At 37.3% G+C, this 18,504-nt stretch carries 18 protein-coding genes; 13 read left to right on the top strand and 5 right to left on the bottom strand.

All coding sequences use genetic code 11. From position 1 onward, the window contains the following. Positions 1-2: 2 nt before the first annotated feature. The 5 genes from AADJ06_RS20040 to AADJ06_RS20020 all read left to right on the top strand — a co-directional run bounded on the left by AADJ06_RS20040 (position 3) and on the right by AADJ06_RS20020 (position 4,854). Positions 3-1,577, top strand: coding sequence for an NADH-quinone oxidoreductase subunit M (locus AADJ06_RS20040; protein ID WP_341228278.1), 1,575 nt, complete (start codon positions 3-5; stop codon positions 1,575-1,577). Beyond that, positions 1,578-3,008 carry an NADH-quinone oxidoreductase subunit N gene (locus tag AADJ06_RS20035; protein WP_341228277.1) on the top strand — a complete coding sequence of 477 codons (1,431 nt, stop codon included), beginning with the start codon at positions 1,578-1,580 and terminating at the stop codon, positions 3,006-3,008. It begins immediately after the preceding gene. A 246-nt stretch (positions 3,009-3,254) separates the two neighbouring features. Then, positions 3,255-3,539 carry a hypothetical protein gene (locus AADJ06_RS20030; RefSeq protein WP_341228276.1) on the top strand — a complete coding sequence of 95 codons (285 nt, stop codon included), beginning with the start codon at positions 3,255-3,257 and terminating at the stop codon, positions 3,537-3,539. 295 nt (positions 3,540-3,834) lie between these two features. Continuing rightward, on the top strand, positions 3,835-4,248 hold the full coding sequence (locus AADJ06_RS20025) for an SMI1/KNR4 family protein (protein WP_341228275.1): 414 nt from the start codon (positions 3,835-3,837) through the stop codon (positions 4,246-4,248). A 201-nt stretch (positions 4,249-4,449) separates the two neighbouring features. Beyond that, entirely contained in the window at positions 4,450-4,854 is a 405-nt protein-coding gene (locus AADJ06_RS20020) for a hypothetical protein (RefSeq protein ID WP_341228274.1), read from the top strand. Positions 4,855-4,911: 57 nt separating this feature from the next. On the opposite strand, the gene AADJ06_RS20015 is transcribed toward AADJ06_RS20020, so the two are convergent. The 3 genes from AADJ06_RS20015 to AADJ06_RS20005 are packed head-to-tail and all read right to left on the bottom strand — an operon-like array spanning position 4,912 to position 8,525. Continuing rightward, entirely contained in the window at positions 4,912-6,063 is a 1,152-nt protein-coding gene (locus AADJ06_RS20015; protein WP_341228273.1) for a hypothetical protein, read from the bottom strand. 6 nt (positions 6,064-6,069) lie between these two features. Further along, on the bottom strand, positions 6,070-7,011 hold the full coding sequence (locus tag AADJ06_RS20010) for a glycosyltransferase (protein ID WP_341228272.1): 942 nt from the start codon (positions 7,009-7,011) through the stop codon (positions 6,070-6,072). A 38-nt stretch (positions 7,012-7,049) separates the two neighbouring features. Beyond that, entirely contained in the window at positions 7,050-8,525 is a 1,476-nt protein-coding gene (locus AADJ06_RS20005) for a hypothetical protein (RefSeq protein WP_341228271.1), read from the bottom strand. 115 nt (positions 8,526-8,640) lie between these two features. Here AADJ06_RS20005 and AADJ06_RS20000 point away from each other — a divergent pair, with 115 nt between their 5' ends. The 4 genes from AADJ06_RS20000 to hemH all read left to right on the top strand — a co-directional run bounded on the left by AADJ06_RS20000 (position 8,641) and on the right by hemH (position 13,663). Further along, the gene (locus AADJ06_RS20000; protein WP_341228270.1) at positions 8,641-9,594 is read left to right on the top strand and encodes a glycosyltransferase family 2 protein; all 954 of its coding nucleotides are present in this window, start codon (positions 8,641-8,643) and stop codon (positions 9,592-9,594) included. A gap of 176 nt (positions 9,595-9,770) precedes the next feature. Then, a complete protein-coding gene (locus tag AADJ06_RS19995; protein ID WP_341228269.1) occupies positions 9,771-11,663 on the top strand; it encodes an amidophosphoribosyltransferase in 1,893 nt (630 codons plus the stop codon). A gap of 245 nt (positions 11,664-11,908) precedes the next feature. Continuing rightward, positions 11,909-12,634 carry a DUF6503 family protein gene (locus AADJ06_RS19990; RefSeq protein WP_341228268.1) on the top strand — a complete coding sequence of 242 codons (726 nt, stop codon included), beginning with the start codon at positions 11,909-11,911 and terminating at the stop codon, positions 12,632-12,634. Further along, the gene (gene hemH, locus AADJ06_RS19985; protein WP_341228267.1) at positions 12,635-13,663 is read left to right on the top strand and encodes a ferrochelatase; all 1,029 of its coding nucleotides are present in this window, start codon (positions 12,635-12,637) and stop codon (positions 13,661-13,663) included. It abuts the gene before it with no gap. Here the strand turns inward: hemH and AADJ06_RS19980 are convergent. Together AADJ06_RS19980 and AADJ06_RS19975 are read right to left on the bottom strand one after the other, a co-directional pair. Continuing rightward, positions 13,660-14,202, bottom strand: coding sequence for a hypothetical protein (locus tag AADJ06_RS19980; protein ID WP_341228266.1), 543 nt, complete (start codon positions 14,200-14,202; stop codon positions 13,660-13,662). The genes hemH and AADJ06_RS19980 overlap by 4 nt on opposite strands. Before the next feature lie 36 nt (positions 14,203-14,238). Further along, on the bottom strand, positions 14,239-15,621 hold the full coding sequence (locus tag AADJ06_RS19975; RefSeq protein WP_341228265.1) for a POTRA domain-containing protein: 1,383 nt from the start codon (positions 15,619-15,621) through the stop codon (positions 14,239-14,241). 252 nt (positions 15,622-15,873) lie between these two features. Here AADJ06_RS19975 and AADJ06_RS19970 point away from each other — a divergent pair, with 252 nt between their 5' ends. From AADJ06_RS19970 to AADJ06_RS19955, 4 genes are read left to right on the top strand one after another with little or no spacing between them, the layout of a single operon-like run. Then, complete coding sequence (locus AADJ06_RS19970) at positions 15,874-16,698, top strand: phosphosulfolactate synthase (protein ID WP_341228264.1); 825 nt, start codon at positions 15,874-15,876, stop codon at positions 16,696-16,698. Between the two features lie 37 nt (positions 16,699-16,735). After that, a complete protein-coding gene (locus tag AADJ06_RS19965; RefSeq protein ID WP_341228263.1) occupies positions 16,736-17,380 on the top strand; it encodes a VTT domain-containing protein in 645 nt (214 codons plus the stop codon). 32 nt (positions 17,381-17,412) lie between these two features. Beyond that, entirely contained in the window at positions 17,413-18,159 is a 747-nt protein-coding gene (locus tag AADJ06_RS19960) for a shikimate dehydrogenase (RefSeq protein WP_341228262.1), read from the top strand. 38 nt (positions 18,160-18,197) lie between these two features. Further along, positions 18,198-18,503 carry a (2Fe-2S) ferredoxin domain-containing protein gene (locus AADJ06_RS19955; RefSeq protein ID WP_341228261.1) on the top strand — a complete coding sequence of 102 codons (306 nt, stop codon included), beginning with the start codon at positions 18,198-18,200 and terminating at the stop codon, positions 18,501-18,503. The last annotated feature ends 1 nt before the right edge of the window (position 18,504 follow it).

The raw sequence follows: 18,504 nt of genomic DNA, 5'->3' as shown, positions 1-18,504 counted from the left end.
ATATGACAGCATTTCTATTATCCATTTTAATATTTCTACCGCTTTTGGCGGCAGTGCTCATTCTATTTTTACCGAATAGGTTGACCTCCACACCTAAGCAAGTAGCCATAGGGGTTTCCGTGATTAACCTCCTTATCTGTATATTTCTCTTTTACAGTTTTGATAAAAGCATCACCGGCTATCAGTTTTTAGAAGAAGCCTCGTGGATAAACCTAGACCTTGGAAAACTCGGTGTCATTAACATCAACTACATTTTAGGGGTTGACGGCATTAGCTTACCCATGGTTTTACTGGGCGGAATAGTGTTTATGGCAGCCGCCATAGCATCTACCAGCATTACCAAAAGGCCTAAGGCATATTTTGCTTTCTTTTTACTATTGACATCCTCTGTTTATGGCTGTTTTGTCTCGTTAGACTTTTTCTTATTCTTCCTGTTCTTTGAGTTTATGCTCTTGCCTATGTACTTTTTGATAGGTATTTGGGGTGGAGAAAGAAGAGAGTATGCCGCCATGAAATTCATCATTTACACTTTGGTGGGTTCGGTGTTTGTCTTAATCGTGATGTTGGCCATGGGCCTTTCTGTCACTAATCCTGAGCTGACTGCTGCACTTGGCAAAAACGCTTTCACTTTTGATTTCAGACTTTTAGCTGACCCTGCTAATTATGTAACAGGTTCGGTTTTAGATGCTGCTAGCGGAACAGAATGGTTTGGCTGGCCTGTTAAAAGCGTACTCTTTGTTTTACTCCTTATAGGTTTCGGTATAAAACTTCCGGTAGTTCCGTTTCATACTTGGCTGCCAGATGCTCACGTAGAAGCTCCTACAGCCATCTCCGTGGTACTGGCAGGAATTCTTTTGAAAGTGGGTGGCTATGCGTTTTTAAGAATCGGCATGGACTTTTTCCCACAAGAAGCTATGGACATGGCTTCTGTCATTGCCATTTTGGGTGTACTTTCTATCATTTATGGAGCATTTAATGCCCTAGCTCAGGACGACCTCAAAAAGCTAATTGCCTATTCGTCCGTTTCGCACATGGGTTTTGTGTTTTTAGGTTTTGCAGCTTTTAACGAAGAAGGCATAAACGGCGGCATTTACCAGATGTTTAGCCACGGAATATTGTCATCTATGCTCTTTCTCATTGTGGGTGTAATTTATGACAGAACACATAACAGACTCATTCAAAACTACAGAGGACTTGCCAGCAAAATGCCGCTCTTTACGGGCGTGGTGATTGTGGCTTTCTTTGGTTCGCTGGGTTTACCCGGCATCTCTGGATTTATAGGAGAGTTTTTCTCCCTTTTAGGAGCCTTCAAAACATCAGATTTCTCTAAATGGATTCCGGCTCTTGCTGTTTTAGGAATAGTTTTATCAGCTGTGTACCTTTTATGGACTTTACAAAGAATGTTCTTTGGCGAGTTTTGGGTCAACAGAGAATTAGACGAGAAAATGGCCGACTTAAATACCAAAGAAGTGGCCTTACTATTCACTCTTGGTTTTCTTGCCATACTGTTTGGGATATACCCAAATCTGCTTTTATCTATCTCAACTGGTGCAGTGGATGCATATTTAAACAAATAAATGTTAGAGCAGCTTTCACATATCCTTTCTAGCACTTCCGCTATTTCTGCCGAAATCAATTTGGTTTTAGGAATAGTACTGACCATCATTTTAATAGCCTTCGGTCAAAAAACAACCGCATTTAGAACCGCAGCTTGGAGTATTACTTTCTTAGCCTTTTTATTAGCATTCATACTAGTATTAGGTCAAACAGAGCCGCAAACTATATTTAATGGTTTATTTCTCACCGACCATATTAGCTCCTTAGGCAAAGAACTGACCTTAGTGGCAGCACTGGCCATTATGCTGCATATACGCGTAATGAAACATGACCTAGACGGCGAGTTTTACGTCATGCTGCTGAGTATAGTGCTGGGGCTACTCTCCATAATTATGGCTAATAGTTTCATCAGTATGTTTGTGGCTTTAGAAACTGTTTCTATCTGCTCTTACATATTAGTGGCCATGAATGGCAAAACTAAAAACCTTGAGGCCAGCATTAAATATTTGATTTTTGGAGCGGCTAGCACCGCAATTATGCTTTACGGTATTTCTTTGTTTTATGGTGCCGCTGGTACCTTGAATTTCAATGCCGAAGCCTTTCAAACCAATGTAGCAGCCAACCAAAATTGGGTTATTTTAACTGCCCTTGCTTTAACTTTAGCAGGCCCACTTTTCAAACTCTCCGCTGCTCCTTTTCATATTTGGGCACCTGACGTTTATGAGGCCACACCTACGCCTTTGGTGTCTTTTTTGGCTGTTGCTCCTAAAATAGGTGCGATATTCTTAATTAATAAAATACTTATATCCGTACCCGTAGATGCCACTTTACTGTTAAGTGTAATCATATTGCTTTCTATATTGATTGGTAACTTTGCGGCCATTTCGCAGAAAGATACTAAACGAATGATGGGTTACTCTGGCATAGCCCAAGCAGGTTTTATACTCATTGGCCTTTTAGCTTTTCAAGGGGCCGGCTTTCAAGCCTCCATTTTCTATTTGGCTGTTTATATTTTCATGTCGGCTGGAGCATTTCTTTTGCTTGATATTATTTCAAACCAGACGAAGTCTTACCTCTTTGAAAGTATGGCGGGCTTAAGCCAAAAGTTTATCTTTTTGGCCCTAATAGGTTTAGTCTTGATGATAGGTTTAGTTGGCTTACCTCCTACGGCAGGTTTTACGTCAAAATTCTTAGTGTTCAGCTCCATCTATGAGCAATATGCCAGCGGTGGTCAAAAAATACTTTTATGGGTTTTAGTATTTGGATTAATAAATACGGCAGTGTCTATTTATTACTACTTAAAAATCCCGTATTACATGTTTCTTAAAAAGCCATCAGAACTTCTAGAATACAAAGCTATTCCCGTTGCTCAAACCCTCTATTTAGCCATTTTAGCCTTTATAGTACTAGGTCTTTTCTTTGCTCCGCAATGGGTGCAGGGGTGGTTTTAGGAGACAAAAACCGTAAGAACGCAGAGTAAGGATTAATAATACAATTGATGATTTAGTAGGAAACCTAAAAGCAATGAGCTAGAAGTATGGGTTTGACTTTAAGGTAAGTGAGTAGAATAATGAAATGGAAAAAGTAAAAGGAATATTGAATAGCCTATTGAGAATAGGCCTATTTGTATTCATTATTTTAGTGGTAGTAAAACTATTTGGACAAATAAGATTGAGTTTGCAAAAGATAGTCTTATAGTGACAGGAGAAATTACGGATTTTCATATAGCACTTAACGAAGGAGTATGGACTCGTTACAAGTATACTATAAATTCAATAACATTTAGAAGTAATGAAAATACCGGCTCTCCTTTGTATAAGGAGAAAAAAGAATTCATTGGTAAAAAGTTCCCTGTCATTTGTTCTAAAAAGGAACATGAGGCTTCCTATATTTTAATTTTAAAAAGGGATTTTGAAGAGTTCGGTCTTGTTAGACCAGATTCATTAAATTGGATATGTGATTCATTGAATATTTGTGATTAAGAACTAGCAGTAGGAAGTCTAAAGATTTTTCATTCTCGGAGTATTCTTGTTTCTTCTTATGGTTCTTCAAAGAGTATATATATTGTTCTGATCTCCGAAGCCGATAAATTGTAGCTTCGGTGAGGTGCTTACGAATGGCTGGTTTGAATAATTAGCGAATATCAGCCAGAGGCTGATTAATAATCCTACGAAGCTTCCAGCTTGGCAGAGCGAAAAATTGCATTGGTATTTTAGAGCTCAAGAAATGGGAGGCGTTCATAATTACTTATTATTAAAATAAATTAAGTTTACGACGATGAGATTTGAAGATTTTTTAGATTTTCATAAAATAAACTCTGAGGGTAATCCCTTGTTTGGAATTTATTTCGAACAAGTTGAATTGAATGATGACTCTTTTCAAAAGATAGAGGGCATACTAGGTTTTCAATTTCCTAACCATTTTAAACAATTCTGGCTCTATTTTAAAGCCAAATATTTTGGTGGTTTAGTTTTATTACCTGTTGAAACAAACCAAAAGGGTTCAATATTACAAGTATTAAAAAAAATTGACTTCTTCTTGCCAAGGTATATTCCTTTTTGCGACGACCAAACTGGAGGACATTACTGTTTTGAAACAAATGGAAATATTGTCTTCCTTGACGAGGTTGGTAATCTTGAAGTTACGGAATATTTAGATTTTTTGGATTTTGTAATAAAAAATGCCTATTAGAATATAGTTAGAGGGGCGGTGTTGGCCAACCTCAGGTTTGAACAAGGAGCAGATATCAGCTAGAGGCTGATTAACACTCCTACGAAGCTACAAGCTTCGCAGAGTTCTCGCCAAAACATGACCAACAGCAGCATTACCACTGAGCAAACTCAGCATCTAATTTAAGCCTCTTGTTTAGCTTTACAAAAAAGAAAAACAGACATGAAACCTTCAAACGAAACGATGCTGAGCTTTTATCAGCAGCTAGGCCGAGTATTTTATGGAATTGCAGATGCAGACGGCACAGTGCGGTTTGACGAAGTAGAAAAGCTAGACAGCATTGTAAAAGAACAGTGGCTTCCCTTAGAAGATACTTTTGACGAGTTTGACACTGATGCTGCTTATCAAATAGAGATTGTATTCAGTTGGCTTCACGAAAACGACTGGCATGAAGGAAACACCTTGCAGGAGTTTGGCGATTACATGAAAGAGCATCCAAAACTGTTCACAGAGAAAAACAGACAATTAATCTACAATACTGCCGAAAAAATCGCTGAATCTTTCCATGGCTTCAATAAAAAGGAAACGACTTTTTTGCATGCTTTGAGTGATTTGTTGAAGTATTAATCAAGTATTTAAGCCGAATAGATGTCCTCCGAAGCTTGTAGTAAGGGTTAATCTCCCCTACATCAAAAAGAACCCCATCCCATGCGTTTTGTTTGCCATTGGGTGTAGGAAACAGAGCAAGGCTATTCCTAATAAAATAAGTCGCAGCTGTCTTTCTGTTAAGTATCTTTTGCAAATGGCTAGGCAGAAGAATATGGTGATAAAAGCGAAAGTCCCGCTTCTGGTAGAATCATAAATGATCATGGCAGAAAGTGTGGAGGCCGCACCTGCAATAAACATAGGAGCCAGTGCCAAATATTCTTTCTTAGTCCACAGAATAGCTCCTGCCAGAAGAAACAATAACCACCAGCCTTCAAACTGCCATAAGAGCCTAAAACCTAAAGAGTCTATGCTTTGCTGTATTCTAATAGCAAACTCGCCATCTGGATTATAAGTAGGTTTCATTCCCACCACATTCATTAAATAATACCTACCGGCCACCCAAGCTCCCCAAGCCAAAATAACGGCCACCATAGACCAGTTAAACTTAATCTTTATCTTCTCATTTGCTTTAAACTGCGGATACCACCAAAGCCACACAAAAGCCAATCCACTACCAACAAACGCTCTTTCGTCGTTCCAAAAAGCTAAGCTCAAAAAGATAAATACCAGGTAAGGTTTCCGAGCGAAATAGATGCCTAGAAATAAGAAGAAGTAAGAGAATAAGTCACCATAACCACCATTGTCTATAAAAAAACAAACTCCCAAATAAATAGAAGCTATGCCCAGCATGGCATAAAACGTGGCAGCTTTATCTTTCAGTAAGTCATTAATAAAACCAGTGAGCATATAAAAGAATAACAGCCCACAAAGCAACTGCAAACCATAAAGCACAATACTAATATGAGAAATGCCTAAAACTCTAACAAAAAGAGGTGCTACCAGCCTAAAAGTTCTACTCTCCTTTCCTGAATAAGGTTCATAATCAAAATTTGAAGTAAGCGACTTAGCACGGTCTTCTACGGTTTGATAAAGAAAATGCTCTGTCTTGTCTACAAACACTGATTGATAAAAATCTCCAAAAGATTTAAGCGGTGAGATATTATTAAAAAACGACAGCACCACCACCAAAGCACATAAGAACACCGTCTTAATCCTCCAGTTTTCTGCCGACACAAAAGACGCCACCCAAGCTTCTATCTTCTCTAAATAACCGGTAAGTAATGACATAAAGTTCTATGAGATTTTCTCTATTTTTTCTATAAATGGCTTATAATCTGTCAGCGGAATAAAATGCTTATTGCTTCTATAGCTCAGCACCGTAAATACCAAAAACAGGGAGATAAAAAAGGCTTGCAACACGATGATGGTAAAACCAGAAACCACGGAAGACGCCCAGCCGGGCGTAGCCATTTGGGCTATAAATTTCATTTCAAAAACCACCATAATTCCTAAAAAAGAACAGGCAATTAAGAATATGGAAAAAAGCATAATCCTGATAGCGGTTACATCTAAAAACACCGCAATAGTACTCATGCCATGAAGCACCAAAGACACAAAGTTCATTTTTGACTCACCCGCCAGTCGTTTCCCACGCTCCAAGGGAATAGATGAATAAGGCAATTTAGAACGAATAACACCACCTGGGTAGTTATTCCAGATTTCAGACACAAAAGCCAGCTTCTTTAACATGGTATACGGCACCATAGAGAAATTCCCAAAAGTGATGATCTTACCTGTTAGCATTTTGAAAATAAACTTATAAATCAGGTAAGAGATTTTAAAGACAAAGCCTTCGCTTCTTTTACTTCTGTGAGCAAAAATAATTTTATCTGGATTTTCAGCATTTGCCTTAATCATAGCTGGGATGTCGCTTGGCCTATCTTCACCATCGGCATCCATTACTATTACGTTTGATTCAGTACCTGAATGTGCCAAATGTGATAAACCAATGGCTATCGCTTTTTGATGCCCAACATTTCTTAATAAATGCACTACAGAAATATCTAAACTTGGGTAAGTAGCTACCTCCACTTGCAAACTAGAGCAGTCGTTCATCACTTGAATTGAAAACCTAATTTTCAGCAAAACAGCCTGCTCTTCTATTTTTTCTAGAAGCTTGGAAAGTGCGTCCCAGTCGTTAAAAACTGGAATTAAAATGGTAATATTTTCAGACATTTATCTTTATCAAAGGCAATTCAAAAAACTAAAATATTTCATTTATTTGGCTTTTTCGCCAAGTACTTGAAAAAGAAGCTATCTTCTGCCGCTACAAACTGGGTAATAGGATAAGCCACACATATCTCAGGCAAACTTAAAACTTCTTGTTCATATGGTGGTCTAAACTTAGGTTTATAGCCTGAATATTTAAGCGAACCCACCATATCCATCATTGGACCATTAGAAGCCAAAACCAATAAAGTAATCATCCAAACTCGCTTAAGTTTTTTGGATGCCATAAAAGCTTTATAAGCAAAAACAGAAAGCAGTACCAATGAAGGCATGGAAACTCTATTACACCAGTCGTTCCAAAGACCAAACCTGTAAAGCGGAATTGTAAATAAGACCAAACTCAGAACTATAAAAAGTGGTTTCTCTCCGTTTTTCCATTTCCCTCTTTTGATGAAATATATGGGTAACACCCAAACTACTACTTCGAAAAATAAAAAATAGAAGAAAACCAATATCTGCTCTCTTAGCTCCGCTCCTTCGGCTGTAAAAATGAAATGTTTGACCAAATCTCCTGACTCTATCGCCAATAAATAACTAGCTAGAAAAAGAAAGATTATGGGCCCTACCACTAGGTTAGTAATATTGAAAACGTCTTTAAATCTGTTTTGAAATAAAACAAAAACGAAATATGGAAAAATACCCACCAAAATTAGAGGTGACCACATTACTAAGAGGCAGAGCAAAAAAGGTGTAAAAGATATGTTTTTATCAATTAAACTATCATTTAGCAAAATCCCGATTCCCAAGATAGCAGGAATAAAATGCTGCGGTGTCCAGTAAAGCATATCTGTAATATGCAGGTAATTTAAAGGAATCACATCCCAACTATTCATCCAGAAAACAAAACCGTGTTCATTTACACGTTTGACTATTTCAGTTATAAAACCACCTTCATATTTAAAAATGAAGGAGAAGACTGAAATCCCTCCAAAAAAGATAAAAAATAAAAAGAAACGCCAGTTGAAACCTCCTGCTGCACGAGCCAGCCAAAATACACCTAAGAAAACGCCTAAAGTTGTCCATAAAAAAACAACAAGCTGTGCATAAGGATAACCAATAAATCCTGCGACAAAAGGACCTACTATATAAAAGGACAGATAATGACTGAGGTACATTTTTTCGCCATCCACGTCATATTGAAGCGGCCAGCTCAGATTGCTCAATTCTTTTGCCAAGGTATTATTTTTGACATGGTCAGAAACCTGATAACCCATACCTCCAGCCCCTGAAAACAGCAGCCATACACTGAGGATAGCAAGGCCAATTAACAAGTCTCTTTTTCTAAGAACAAAACGCTCTTTAAAATCAAGTGACTTTACATAATTAAACCCGCCGTAAAAAAGCAAACCAAGCATAGGAATACCATACTCCAACCTAACCCAACCTAAAAAGAATGGAATTAGAGGAAACGCTATATAAATAAGTGTAGAAACTCTAAGTATAGAGAGCCGTAAATTCATAAGAATAGTGCTGACGAACCCAAAAGTAATAAACCTTTATGAGGAGTTGGAAGTCATGCCTGAATTTGTGTTAGACTTTGTTACTTTTGTTTACCCAATAATTATAGTTCCGTGAATGGAGAAATCTCTGCTGATAGTAGTCCCTTGTTATAATGAAGAGGAAATTTTACATGCCTCTCATGAAAAGTTAAGTGTATACCTTCAAAACTTGAAAACTAAAGGCTTGGTGGCCGAAAGCAGTAAGCTATGCTTAGTGGATGATGGCAGCAAAGACAAAACCTGGGAAATCATAGCAGATTTAACTTCAAAAAATCCATCTACTGCCGGCATAAAATTGTCAAAAAACTTTGGGCATCAAAGTGCTTGTTTAGCAGGCCTTTTAGAAAACACAGAAGATTTTGATGCTTTTATCACCATTGACGCCGACCTCCAAGACGACATTAATGTCATTGAGAAAATGGTCAAAAGTTTCTTAGACGGCTCTCATGTGGTTTATGGCGTCAGAGACGACCGCTCTTCAGATAGTTTTTTCAAAAGAATGACAGCAGAGTCTTTCTATAAGGTCATGCAAAAAATGGGCGTGCCCGTAGTTTTTAATCATGCCGACTTCAGACTCATGTCAAAAGAAGTTATTAGAGAATTAGCGTCATATAAAGAGGTCAATCTTTTTATTAGAGGTATCATTCCTACCATTGGTTTTAAGTCAGATAAGGTTTTTTATGCGAGAAAAATAAGAGAAGCTGGCGAAAGCAAGTATCCGCTTTCCAAAATGTTAGCCTTTGCTTGGAATGGCATTACATCTTTTTCTACCACGCCCATGCGTTTAGTTCTATGGTTTGGCATTTTTAATTTCCTATTGGCTTTAGGCATTACGGCCTATGTACTTTATAGCAAATTAGTAGGTATAACCGTACAGGGCTGGACCTCCACCCTGCTTCCTATGGCCTATTTTAGTGGTTCCAATATGATAGCATTAGGCTTAATAGGCGAATACTTAGGTAAGGTTTACCAAGAAATAAAAGCAAGACCCAGATATATAGTGGAACAAAGTCAAAACTTAAATGGTTAGTTTAAAAGAATTGGGGTCATTTATCGATTAAAGCCCTAGCTTGTAATTTTGGTACTATTTGGCTAAAAGCACCTATTAATTTTAGAATGGTTTGCAGTCTGTAGCATTATTCTCCACCTTTGCATTTTATAAATCGTAGATAGTTATTTCTTACAAAACGTCACAGATTTTTTAGTATGAGTGAAGCTATAAAACATGAATGCGGCATTGCCCTCATTCGCCTTCGCAAGCCACTTGATTATTACATCGAGAAGTATGGCTCACCACTTTACCCCATAAATAAACTATATGTCCTGATGGAGAAGCAATCCAACAGAGGACAAGATGGAGCTGGAGTGGCCAATGTCAAAGTCAACGTACCTGCAGGACACCGCTATATCTCAAGATATAGGTCTGTCATGAATAGGCCAATTGTTGACATTTTTGGCAAAATCAATGCTAAGTACAGAGATGTACTTAAAAACAATCCCGACAAATTTAAGAACGCCGACTGGCTTCAAGAAAACCTCGCCTTTACTGGTGAAGTTTGGCTTGGACACCTAAGATACGGTACTCACGGGAAAAACGAAATTGAAAGTTGCCACCCGATGCTTAGACAAAGCAACTGGCGAAGCAGAAACTTGGTTTGTGCTGGTAACTTTAACATGACCAATGCCGAAGAGCTTTTCAGAAAGCTGGTAAAACTAGGCCAACATCCAAAAGATATGGGTGACACCGTAACGGTAATGGAAAAAATAGGTCATTTTCTTGACGAAGAAAACCAAAGGGTTTTTGAACGTTTCAAAGGAATTTATGATAATCCTGCCCTATCCGACATCATTGAAGACAATATGGATCTTCAAAGAGTTCTTCACAGAGCCTGTCGTGATTTTGATGGTGGTTATGCACTCGCGGGTGTTACAGGCTACGGTTCTTCTTTTGTAGTTCGTGACCCTGCTGGAATCAGACCTGCCTATTACTGGGCGGATGATGAAGTGGTGGTAGTAACTTCAGAAAGGCCTCCTTTAAAAGCAGCCTTTGGAGCTAAATTTGAAGATATTAAGGAAATTCAACCAGGAAATGCTGTCATTATTGACAAGTACGGAGAGTTTGGCGAATATAATATTGTACCTGCGGTAGAAAGAAAAGCATGTAGTTTCGAAAGAATTTACTTCTCTCGTGGAGCTGATGATGAGATATACCAAGAAAGAAAGATGCTTGGGAAACTTTTGGTACCTCAGGTACTAAAAGAAATTGAGCATGATTTAGAAAACACAGTCTTCTCTTACATCCCAAATTCTGCTGAAGCCTCTTTTTATGGACTTATGGAAGGCTTGGATAATCATTTAACAGCTTGGCGAAAAGAGCAGCTACTGAAAGGTGACGTTACAGAAGAGAGGCTTGACAAAATCCTGAATTTCAAACCACGTTTTGAAAAACTCGTATCTAAAGATGTAAAATTGAGAACGTTCATTACCAATGACAATGACCGTGGCGACATGGTATCTCAAGTGTATGAAATGACTCAGGGTGTGGTAAAGAGGAGCGTTGACACCATTGTAGTGATTGACGACTCTATCGTTAGAGGAACTACCCTTGAAAAATCTATTCTGAAGCTTTTAGATAAACTAGGCCCGAAGAAAATAGTTATAGTTTCTTCCGCTCCGCAAATCAGGTATCCTGACTGCTATGGAATAGACATGAGTAAAGTACGTGAGTTTGTGGCTTTTAGAGCTATGCTTGCCTTGCTCAAAGAAAAAGGCCTTGACTATATGAAAGAAGAGGTTTTAGAAGAAGCACAAAGAAGCTTCATGAACAAGAAAGGCCATAAGCAGAATTTTGTCAAAAGATTATTTGACACGTTCGAGTATGCAGAAGTTTCTGATAAAATTGCTGAAATTCTTAAACCAGCAGGACTTAAAGCGGAATTGGCTATTGTTTACCAAACTGTTGAAAACCTAAACATAGCATGTCCTAAAAACTTAGGCGATTGGTATTTCACAGGAAACTACCCTACCAAAGGAGGAAACAAGGTTGTAAATAAAGCCTATATCAACTTTATGGAAGGCAAAGAAGTAAGAGCCTATTAAGATTTCTTCTTACGGGATGGAAGGGTGTAAATATTAGCAGTTACCTCTTTCATCCCTATGAGCTTTAAACAATCATGAATATTTAAAAATGGCTCTGTTACATTGTTTCTGGATTTCTGATTATTTTTAGCTTCCATGTTTTAAAAATTTATAGGTAGTATTTTGTATTCCAAAAGTAATCTTGAATGTCAAAAACGAATAAATATTCTTACAAAATTTATTATTCGGTAAGCCCAAATATCAATATGAAGAAAAATATACTCCTGCTGGCCACTTTTTTATTTAGTTTAATGGCTTATGCCCAATCTGACGAAGCTAAAATTAAAGGTTTAGTGGAGAAAACCGAAAATGCTATGGGTGGTCAAAAGGCCTTTGACGACCTAAATAATATTTCTTGGAATTTTTTCAATGCAAGAACATTGACCTGGAATAAGAAAACTGGTGATGTAAGAATTGACCATAGAAAAGAAAATACGGTTTTTCTTTATAACACAGAAACCAAGGCTGGCCGCGTTTTAAAAAATGGCGTAGAATACACCCAAGAAGACTCATTGAGCAAATATCTGAATCAAGCATACGAGCAATGGGTAAATGACTCCTACTGGCTTGCAATGCCCTTTAAACTAGATGACCCCGGTGTAACGCTTAAATATGCGGGCAAAAAAAAGTCAAACGCCTCGGAAGATTGTGATGTATTAGAAATGACGTTTAGTCAAGTAGGTGTAACGCCTCAAAATAAATACCACGTTTACATTGATGAGAAAACGGGTTTAGTTTGTCAATGGGACTACTTTAAAAATGCCTCGGATACTGAGCCTCGTTTTTCTACGCCGTGGTTAAACTATAAAACTTATGGTGATGTGAAACTTTCTGGCGATAGGGGCGAAAGAAAAATCACCGACATTCACGTATTTAAATACTTAGAACCATCTATATATTCAGATTTCAAAAGACCTAGCTTTATAAAGTAAATGAGCAAAAACGCAAAAACTGGTGTATTCATAGTAAACCTTGGCACACCAGACAGCCCAAATACACCAGACGTAAGAAAATATCTTAGAGAGTTTTTAATGGATGGAAGGGTCATTGACATTCCTTTCTTACAAAGATGGATGCTTGTCAATCTTATTATTGCACCATTCCGTTCGCCAAAATCAGCTAAAATTTATAAAGAGCTCTGGACAGAAGAAGGCTCTCCACTTAAAATTTACGGCGAAGCCAACGAGAAACAACTTCAAGAACTACTTGGGAGCAAATATATAGTTAAGCTAGGAATGAGATACCAAAATCCTTCTATCGAAAAAGGATTGCTTGAACTAAGAAAGGCTGGTGTAAAAAAAATAATTGTAATTCCATTGTTTCCGCAGTATGCATCGGCTAGCACGGGTTCTGTATATGAGGAAGTTTCAAGAGTATTAAGCACTTGGCAAAGTATTCCTGACCTAAAAATTGTTAGCAACTTTTACCACAAAGAAAAGTTCATCAAGAGTTTTGTAGAAAACGCTGCCGTACTTCAGAAAGAAAGAAAGTACGACCATGTACTTTTCAGCTATCATGGTGTTCCGGAAAGGCAAGTTTTAAAGGGTGATGATGATGGCGACTGCTGCCAGTTAGGAGCTTGCTGCAATAAAATCACACCCAAAAATCAGCTTTGCTATAGAGCTCAATGTTTTGAAACTACTAGACTAATGGCAGATGCCATGGGCCTCAAAGAAGGTGAATACACTTTATCATTCCAGTCAAGACTTGGTAGAAGCGAATGGGTAAAACCCTATACAGACCATGTAGTAAAGGAATTGGCAGAAAAAGGAGTTAAAAATATACTAGCTTTCTCTCCAGCTTTTGTGGCCGACTGCCTTGAAACCACCATTGAAGTAGCTGATGAATTCAATGAGCTATTTATTGAAAATGGCGGAGAACATTTACAGTTAGTACCTAGCTTAAATGATAAAGAAAGCTGGGTAGAATTACTAAAAGAGCTTGTTTTAGAAGAGTCTTAAAAAGTACGTTTAAAACGTACTTGTAAACCTCTATCTAGTTTTGAAGTTATATCTTCTATTGTCACTTTATCCGTGGAGTTAATATCCCAGGTACTTTGGGCTTCTTTTTCAGCAACTGGTTTACCATACTTCTGGGTAAAGTGCATACTAAATGCCTCGATCATCTTATTAGAAGTTGAATCGGAATTTAGATATATATCTAGCTGTACTTCCTTAACAATATTGGTAGAGTCGTGTAAGTAAAGAACATCAACAATTTCTAATTCAGAAATTTCAAAAGTATAACCCAAGAGTTCATCCGTCTCTTCAAATTGCTCTAGGTTTTCATAGGTTTTAACTAAAGAAATCGAATCACCTAAATCAAAACCTCTAATTGTCTTATCTCCGCTTCCTAAAATATCATTTATAAGTTCTTCTATAGTTGAGGGTATATAAGCATTACCCTCAGAATTTAAGACTTCATTAGTTTCGCTTGAAGAATTAGTAGAACAAGCAATGCCGAACAAAAGCACAAAACACCCTAGTAGTTTTCTAATCATTTGCAATATAAATTACTATATACAAGGCACATACACTTATATACCTCTATAAACACCGAAATATACTTTACTAAATCCAAATTGATTCACGGAAAGATTAATTTTTGCAGCAGTACTATAAAAAGTCACTAAATCAAAACCAACACCACCGCCGTAAATCAGCTTATTAGATAGCGAACTATTACTAAACTCTGGAAAAAAGTTTTTCACGTAACCCATGTCTGCATAAACAATGGAGTACAGTGCTAAGGGCACATTGTTCAATTGTTTAATGGGCAAAACTTTACTAATATCAAGTGATGTATTAAAAATTTCATATTTAAGATTAGTCTGAACAAGACCATAATGCTGACCATCTATAACATTTAGCTCATAACCTCGAACCAAACTCTTTTTTGTGCCTAATGCCGACACAAACGGATACAATTGCTTTTTCGGATAAGAGAGCTGCCCTTTCAAATTCATATTTCCATAGAAGTCCCCCCCCAAACCCTTGTAAACTTGATAATCAAACCCAAAACTTATTTGATGCAAATGGTCCGAGAGTCCTAAACCGTAATGTACCGCACTTGCTGCCAAAACTTGTCCGTCTAATGGATATTGAACATTATTAACTCGTTCAAACCGATAATTATATCTCAGAGTGAAATATGGAAGAAAGTTAACCGCAGTCCCAAAATAGTTAGGGTTTAAATCCACAGCATCTCCGAGTAATTTACTTTCAGTGTAACCCAAATATACCTTATGATTGTGGTATAGGGCATTCCTCAAATTATATTCCACAAAAGCACCTTTCTTCTCTTGAGTTCTAAGGTCGGTTTCTACAAAATCAAGCTTATCTTCCCAAGTTCTGTAGGCAAAGCTTTTCTGAGTGGAATAAAAAACACCCGCCCTGAGACCCATTCTTTGGCGTTTGTCTATGTACGGTCTATTGTATGAAAGCTCAAAATAAGGCACAAACCCACCGTAAGCCTTCACTTTTAATACATCTGCATTACCTGTGAGATTAGAGTGATTTAAGAGTACACCGTATGTAACTCTTTTCAAGTCATGATTTCTGTTATACCACCACTCATTAAAACTCCTATCTGCCAAAAAAAACATAGGTAACGGTAAAAGGTAAAGTCGCTCTCTTACCTCAATAACAATGTTTGCACCACCATTTTCTTGATCAAAGTCTGCTTTACACCATAAAAAGAGATTGGTATTGAATATGTTCTTTCTTGAACGCTCTAATTTTTCTGAAAGAACATCGGCATTTAAAGTATCCCCTACCTCAAAAGTCATTTCTCTTAAAATAATACTCTCTTTAGTCTTCTTGTTACCTAAAATATCTATGCGTTTAACCACCAAACTCTCCAAAGAGTCAGTAGGTAATGATAGGTTAAGAAAGCACAGCAAAATGCCGAATAAATTCATTTAGTCTTTTTTCAAGCCTGCAAATTAAGGCTTATTTCAAGTTCTATACCTAGAAACAAACGCAGCTACAGAAATCTTAGTCGGTTTTAGTCAAATATTTCCAGTTTATTGAACACAATTTCCCGAATAAAGTACGCTCTAAAAAAACTTCTAGATCTTTAAAGGAATCTTAAGGTCTCTTAAATTGCCAAAATCTTAAAAAATTCCTATTTTTGCCGCCAGATTAGTGAATAAAGAAATCGTAATTACTGCATGAATTATCATCTTGATTTAGTACCAGAACGTACGCTAAAACCTAGAGAATCAGGCCTTACAATGGTCATGGACAAAGGCTTAAGCATTAGAGAAATTGAAGATGTCTTAACTACTTCGGCGGAGTATATAGACATTGTAAAGTTCGGGTGGGCTACATCATTTGTAACACCAAACATTGAAGACAAGATAAAAGTCTATCAAGATGCAGGAATTCCTGTATACTTTGGAGGTACATTATTTGAAGCCTTTACAGTTAGAGGTCAGTTTGAAGACTACTTAAGAGTATTAGAAAAATATAACTTAGGCTATGCGGAGGTTTCTGATGGCTCTATCACCCTTCCTCATGACGAAAAATGCAAATATATAGAGACAATGGCTAAGCACGTAAAAGTGCTTTCGGAAGTTGGTTCTAAAGATGCTGAAAAGATTTTTGCTCCTTATAAATGGATTGAAATGATGCGTGCAGAATTAGATGCAGGTGCATGGAAGGTTATTGGTGAAGCAAGAGAGGGTGGAAACATTGGTCTTTACAGAAGCAGTGGGGAAGTTCGCCAAGGCTTGGTAGATGAAATAATTCATGCCATTCCGCCGGAAAATATTATTTGGGAAGCTCCTCAAAAAGGCCAACAAGTATATTTTGTAAAACTAGTAGGCTCTAACGTTAATCTTGGGAATATAGCACCTAACGAACTTATACCACTTGAAACTATAAGATTAGGATTAAGAGGTGACACTTTCGCCACTTTCTTACCTAATGATATGAAGCAAAAATATAAGCTAGGTAAATACTACCAAGACGACAGAATACAACAAAACGACTAATTACCACACGCTAAATAGAGATTGAGCTCATCAACACATGGAAATAATACATTTTTTGCTTGAGTTTTTGAAAGACCCTTTAACCACACTTGAGGGTTTCCTAGATACCTATGATACCCTAACTTATGGTATCTTATTCTTAGTTATTTTTGTAGAGACAGGCTTTATAGTTATGCCTCTTTTACCAGGAGATTCCCTTCTTTTTGCGGTAGGGCTTTTAGCAGCTACCACAGGAAAACTGGCCTTAAGTATCATCATACCTCTATTGATTTTAGCTGCTCTTTTAGGTGATAACCTAAACTATTTTGTAGGTAGAAAATTCAGTGCATTCATTAAATCAAAGGAAAAAATACTCTTTTTAAAGCGTGAGTATATAGAGCAAACAGAAGAGTTCTATGAAAAGCATGGAGCAAAAGCTATTATTTTAGCTCGCTTTATGCCTATCGTCAGAACTATTGCCCCTTTTGTGGCAGGTGCTGGGAGTATGAACTACGGAAAGTACATCCTTAACTGCTTCCTTGGAGCTGTTTTATGGGTAACCTCTATTACTTCTTTAGGCTATTTCTTAGGGAATAATGCTTTTGTTAAAGACAATTTTGAAAAGGTAGTTCTAACTATAGTTTTCATTTCTGTAGCACCAATGCTTTGGGGGCTTATTAAAGTGAAACTTCTGAAAAAGTAAATGACCCATTCTAGGTCAATAATCTTATAATTATGCAATTATTCGGCCTAATAGGTTTTCCCTTAACACATTCTTTCTCAAAGAAATACTTTACAGATAAGTTCAAAGAACTGGGTATTTCTGATAAGTTTGAATACGACCTTTTCGAAATAGAAAAAGCGACCGAATTTCCATCTTTATTTGAGGCTAATCCAAACCTTAAAGGGATAAACATAACCATTCCACATAAACAAAGTGTATTTCAATATTTAGATGCTTTAGACAAGTCAGCTGAGAAGGTAGGTGCGGTAAACGTGGTAAAGAAAACCGATGATGGTAAATTCATAGGTTATAACTCAGACTATTATGGCTTTCAGCGTTCTCTGCTTGAATTTTTGGGAACAGGATATCAAGTTGAAAATCTCAAAGCATTAATTCTGGGATATGGGGGTGCAGCAAGGGCTGTGGTAGCCGCTCTTGAAGACTTGGGAGTAGCTGTACAGCTGGTAAGCAGAAAATCTTCAGATAAGGCCATTGACTATGCAGAAAGTAAAAACTATCTAGAAAGTCATAAATTAATAGTCAATTGCTCTCCTTTGGGCACATACCCAAAAACCGACCAGTGCCCAGACATCGATTATAATCAATTAAACTCTTCTCATTTCCTTTTTGACCTTGTATATAATCCTGCTGAAACACTTTTCCTAAAAAAAGGAAAAGACAATGGAGCTCAGATAAAAAATGGTTATGACATGCTAGTTTACCAAGCTGAGAAGTCTTGGGAAATTTGGCAGAAATAAGAACATCATTTAGCTTTACTATTTACTAAAACAATATTATGAAATTTGAAAAACATATCTTCATCTGTACCAATGATAAACCAGCTCCAAAAAAATGCTGCGGTAGCGAAAAAGGAATGGAATTGGTCAATGCTTTTAAAGAAAGTTTGACAGAAAAAGGACTGCAAAAACAAATTAGAGCTCAAAAAGCTGGCTGTTTAGATACCTGTGCATTCGGACCATCTCTAGTAGTTTACCCAGAAGGCATACACTACGGTCATGTGACTCCTGCTGATGTAGAAGAGATAGTTACTGAGCATATTATAGGTGGCAGACCTGTTGAAAGACTTAAATTAGACTTGTAAT

Origin of the sequence: uncultured Arcticibacterium sp. (assembly GCF_964021845.1) — a bacterium.
GTDB lineage: Bacteria > Bacteroidota > Bacteroidia > Cytophagales > Spirosomataceae > Arcticibacterium.
This window is presented reverse-complemented; position numbering and strand designations above follow the sequence as displayed.

Coding starts and splice junctions, on each gene's coding strand:
- AADJ06_RS20020 (WP_341228274.1), top strand. CDS start 4,450: ATGAAACCTTCAAACGAAACGATGCTGAGCTTTTATCAGCAGCTAGGC.
- AADJ06_RS19960 (WP_341228262.1), top strand. CDS start 17,413: ATGCAATTATTCGGCCTAATAGGTTTTCCCTTAACACATTCTTTCTCA.
- AADJ06_RS20040 (WP_341228278.1), top strand. CDS start 3: ATGACAGCATTTCTATTATCCATTTTAATATTTCTACCGCTTTTGGCG.
- AADJ06_RS20010 (WP_341228272.1), bottom strand. CDS start 7,011: ATGTCTGAAAATATTACCATTTTAATTCCAGTTTTTAACGACTGGGAC.
- AADJ06_RS19965 (WP_341228263.1), top strand. CDS start 16,736: ATGGAAATAATACATTTTTTGCTTGAGTTTTTGAAAGACCCTTTAACC.
- AADJ06_RS19975 (WP_341228265.1), bottom strand. CDS start 15,621: ATGAATTTATTCGGCATTTTGCTGTGCTTTCTTAACCTATCATTACCT.
- AADJ06_RS19980 (WP_341228266.1), bottom strand. CDS start 14,202: ATGATTAGAAAACTACTAGGGTGTTTTGTGCTTTTGTTCGGCATTGCT.
- AADJ06_RS20005 (WP_341228271.1), bottom strand. CDS start 8,525: ATGAATTTACGGCTCTCTATACTTAGAGTTTCTACACTTATTTATATA.
- AADJ06_RS20035 (WP_341228277.1), top strand. CDS start 1,578: ATGTTAGAGCAGCTTTCACATATCCTTTCTAGCACTTCCGCTATTTCT.
- AADJ06_RS19995 (WP_341228269.1), top strand. CDS start 9,771: ATGAGTGAAGCTATAAAACATGAATGCGGCATTGCCCTCATTCGCCTT.
- AADJ06_RS20015 (WP_341228273.1), bottom strand. CDS start 6,063: ATGTCATTACTTACCGGTTATTTAGAGAAGATAGAAGCTTGGGTGGCG.
- hemH (WP_341228267.1), top strand. CDS start 12,635: ATGAGCAAAAACGCAAAAACTGGTGTATTCATAGTAAACCTTGGCACA.
- AADJ06_RS19990 (WP_341228268.1), top strand. CDS start 11,909: ATGAAGAAAAATATACTCCTGCTGGCCACTTTTTTATTTAGTTTAATG.
- AADJ06_RS19970 (WP_341228264.1), top strand. CDS start 15,874: ATGAATTATCATCTTGATTTAGTACCAGAACGTACGCTAAAACCTAGA.
- AADJ06_RS20025 (WP_341228275.1), top strand. CDS start 3,835: ATGAGATTTGAAGATTTTTTAGATTTTCATAAAATAAACTCTGAGGGT.
- AADJ06_RS20000 (WP_341228270.1), top strand. CDS start 8,641: ATGGAGAAATCTCTGCTGATAGTAGTCCCTTGTTATAATGAAGAGGAA.
- AADJ06_RS19955 (WP_341228261.1), top strand. CDS start 18,198: ATGAAATTTGAAAAACATATCTTCATCTGTACCAATGATAAACCAGCT.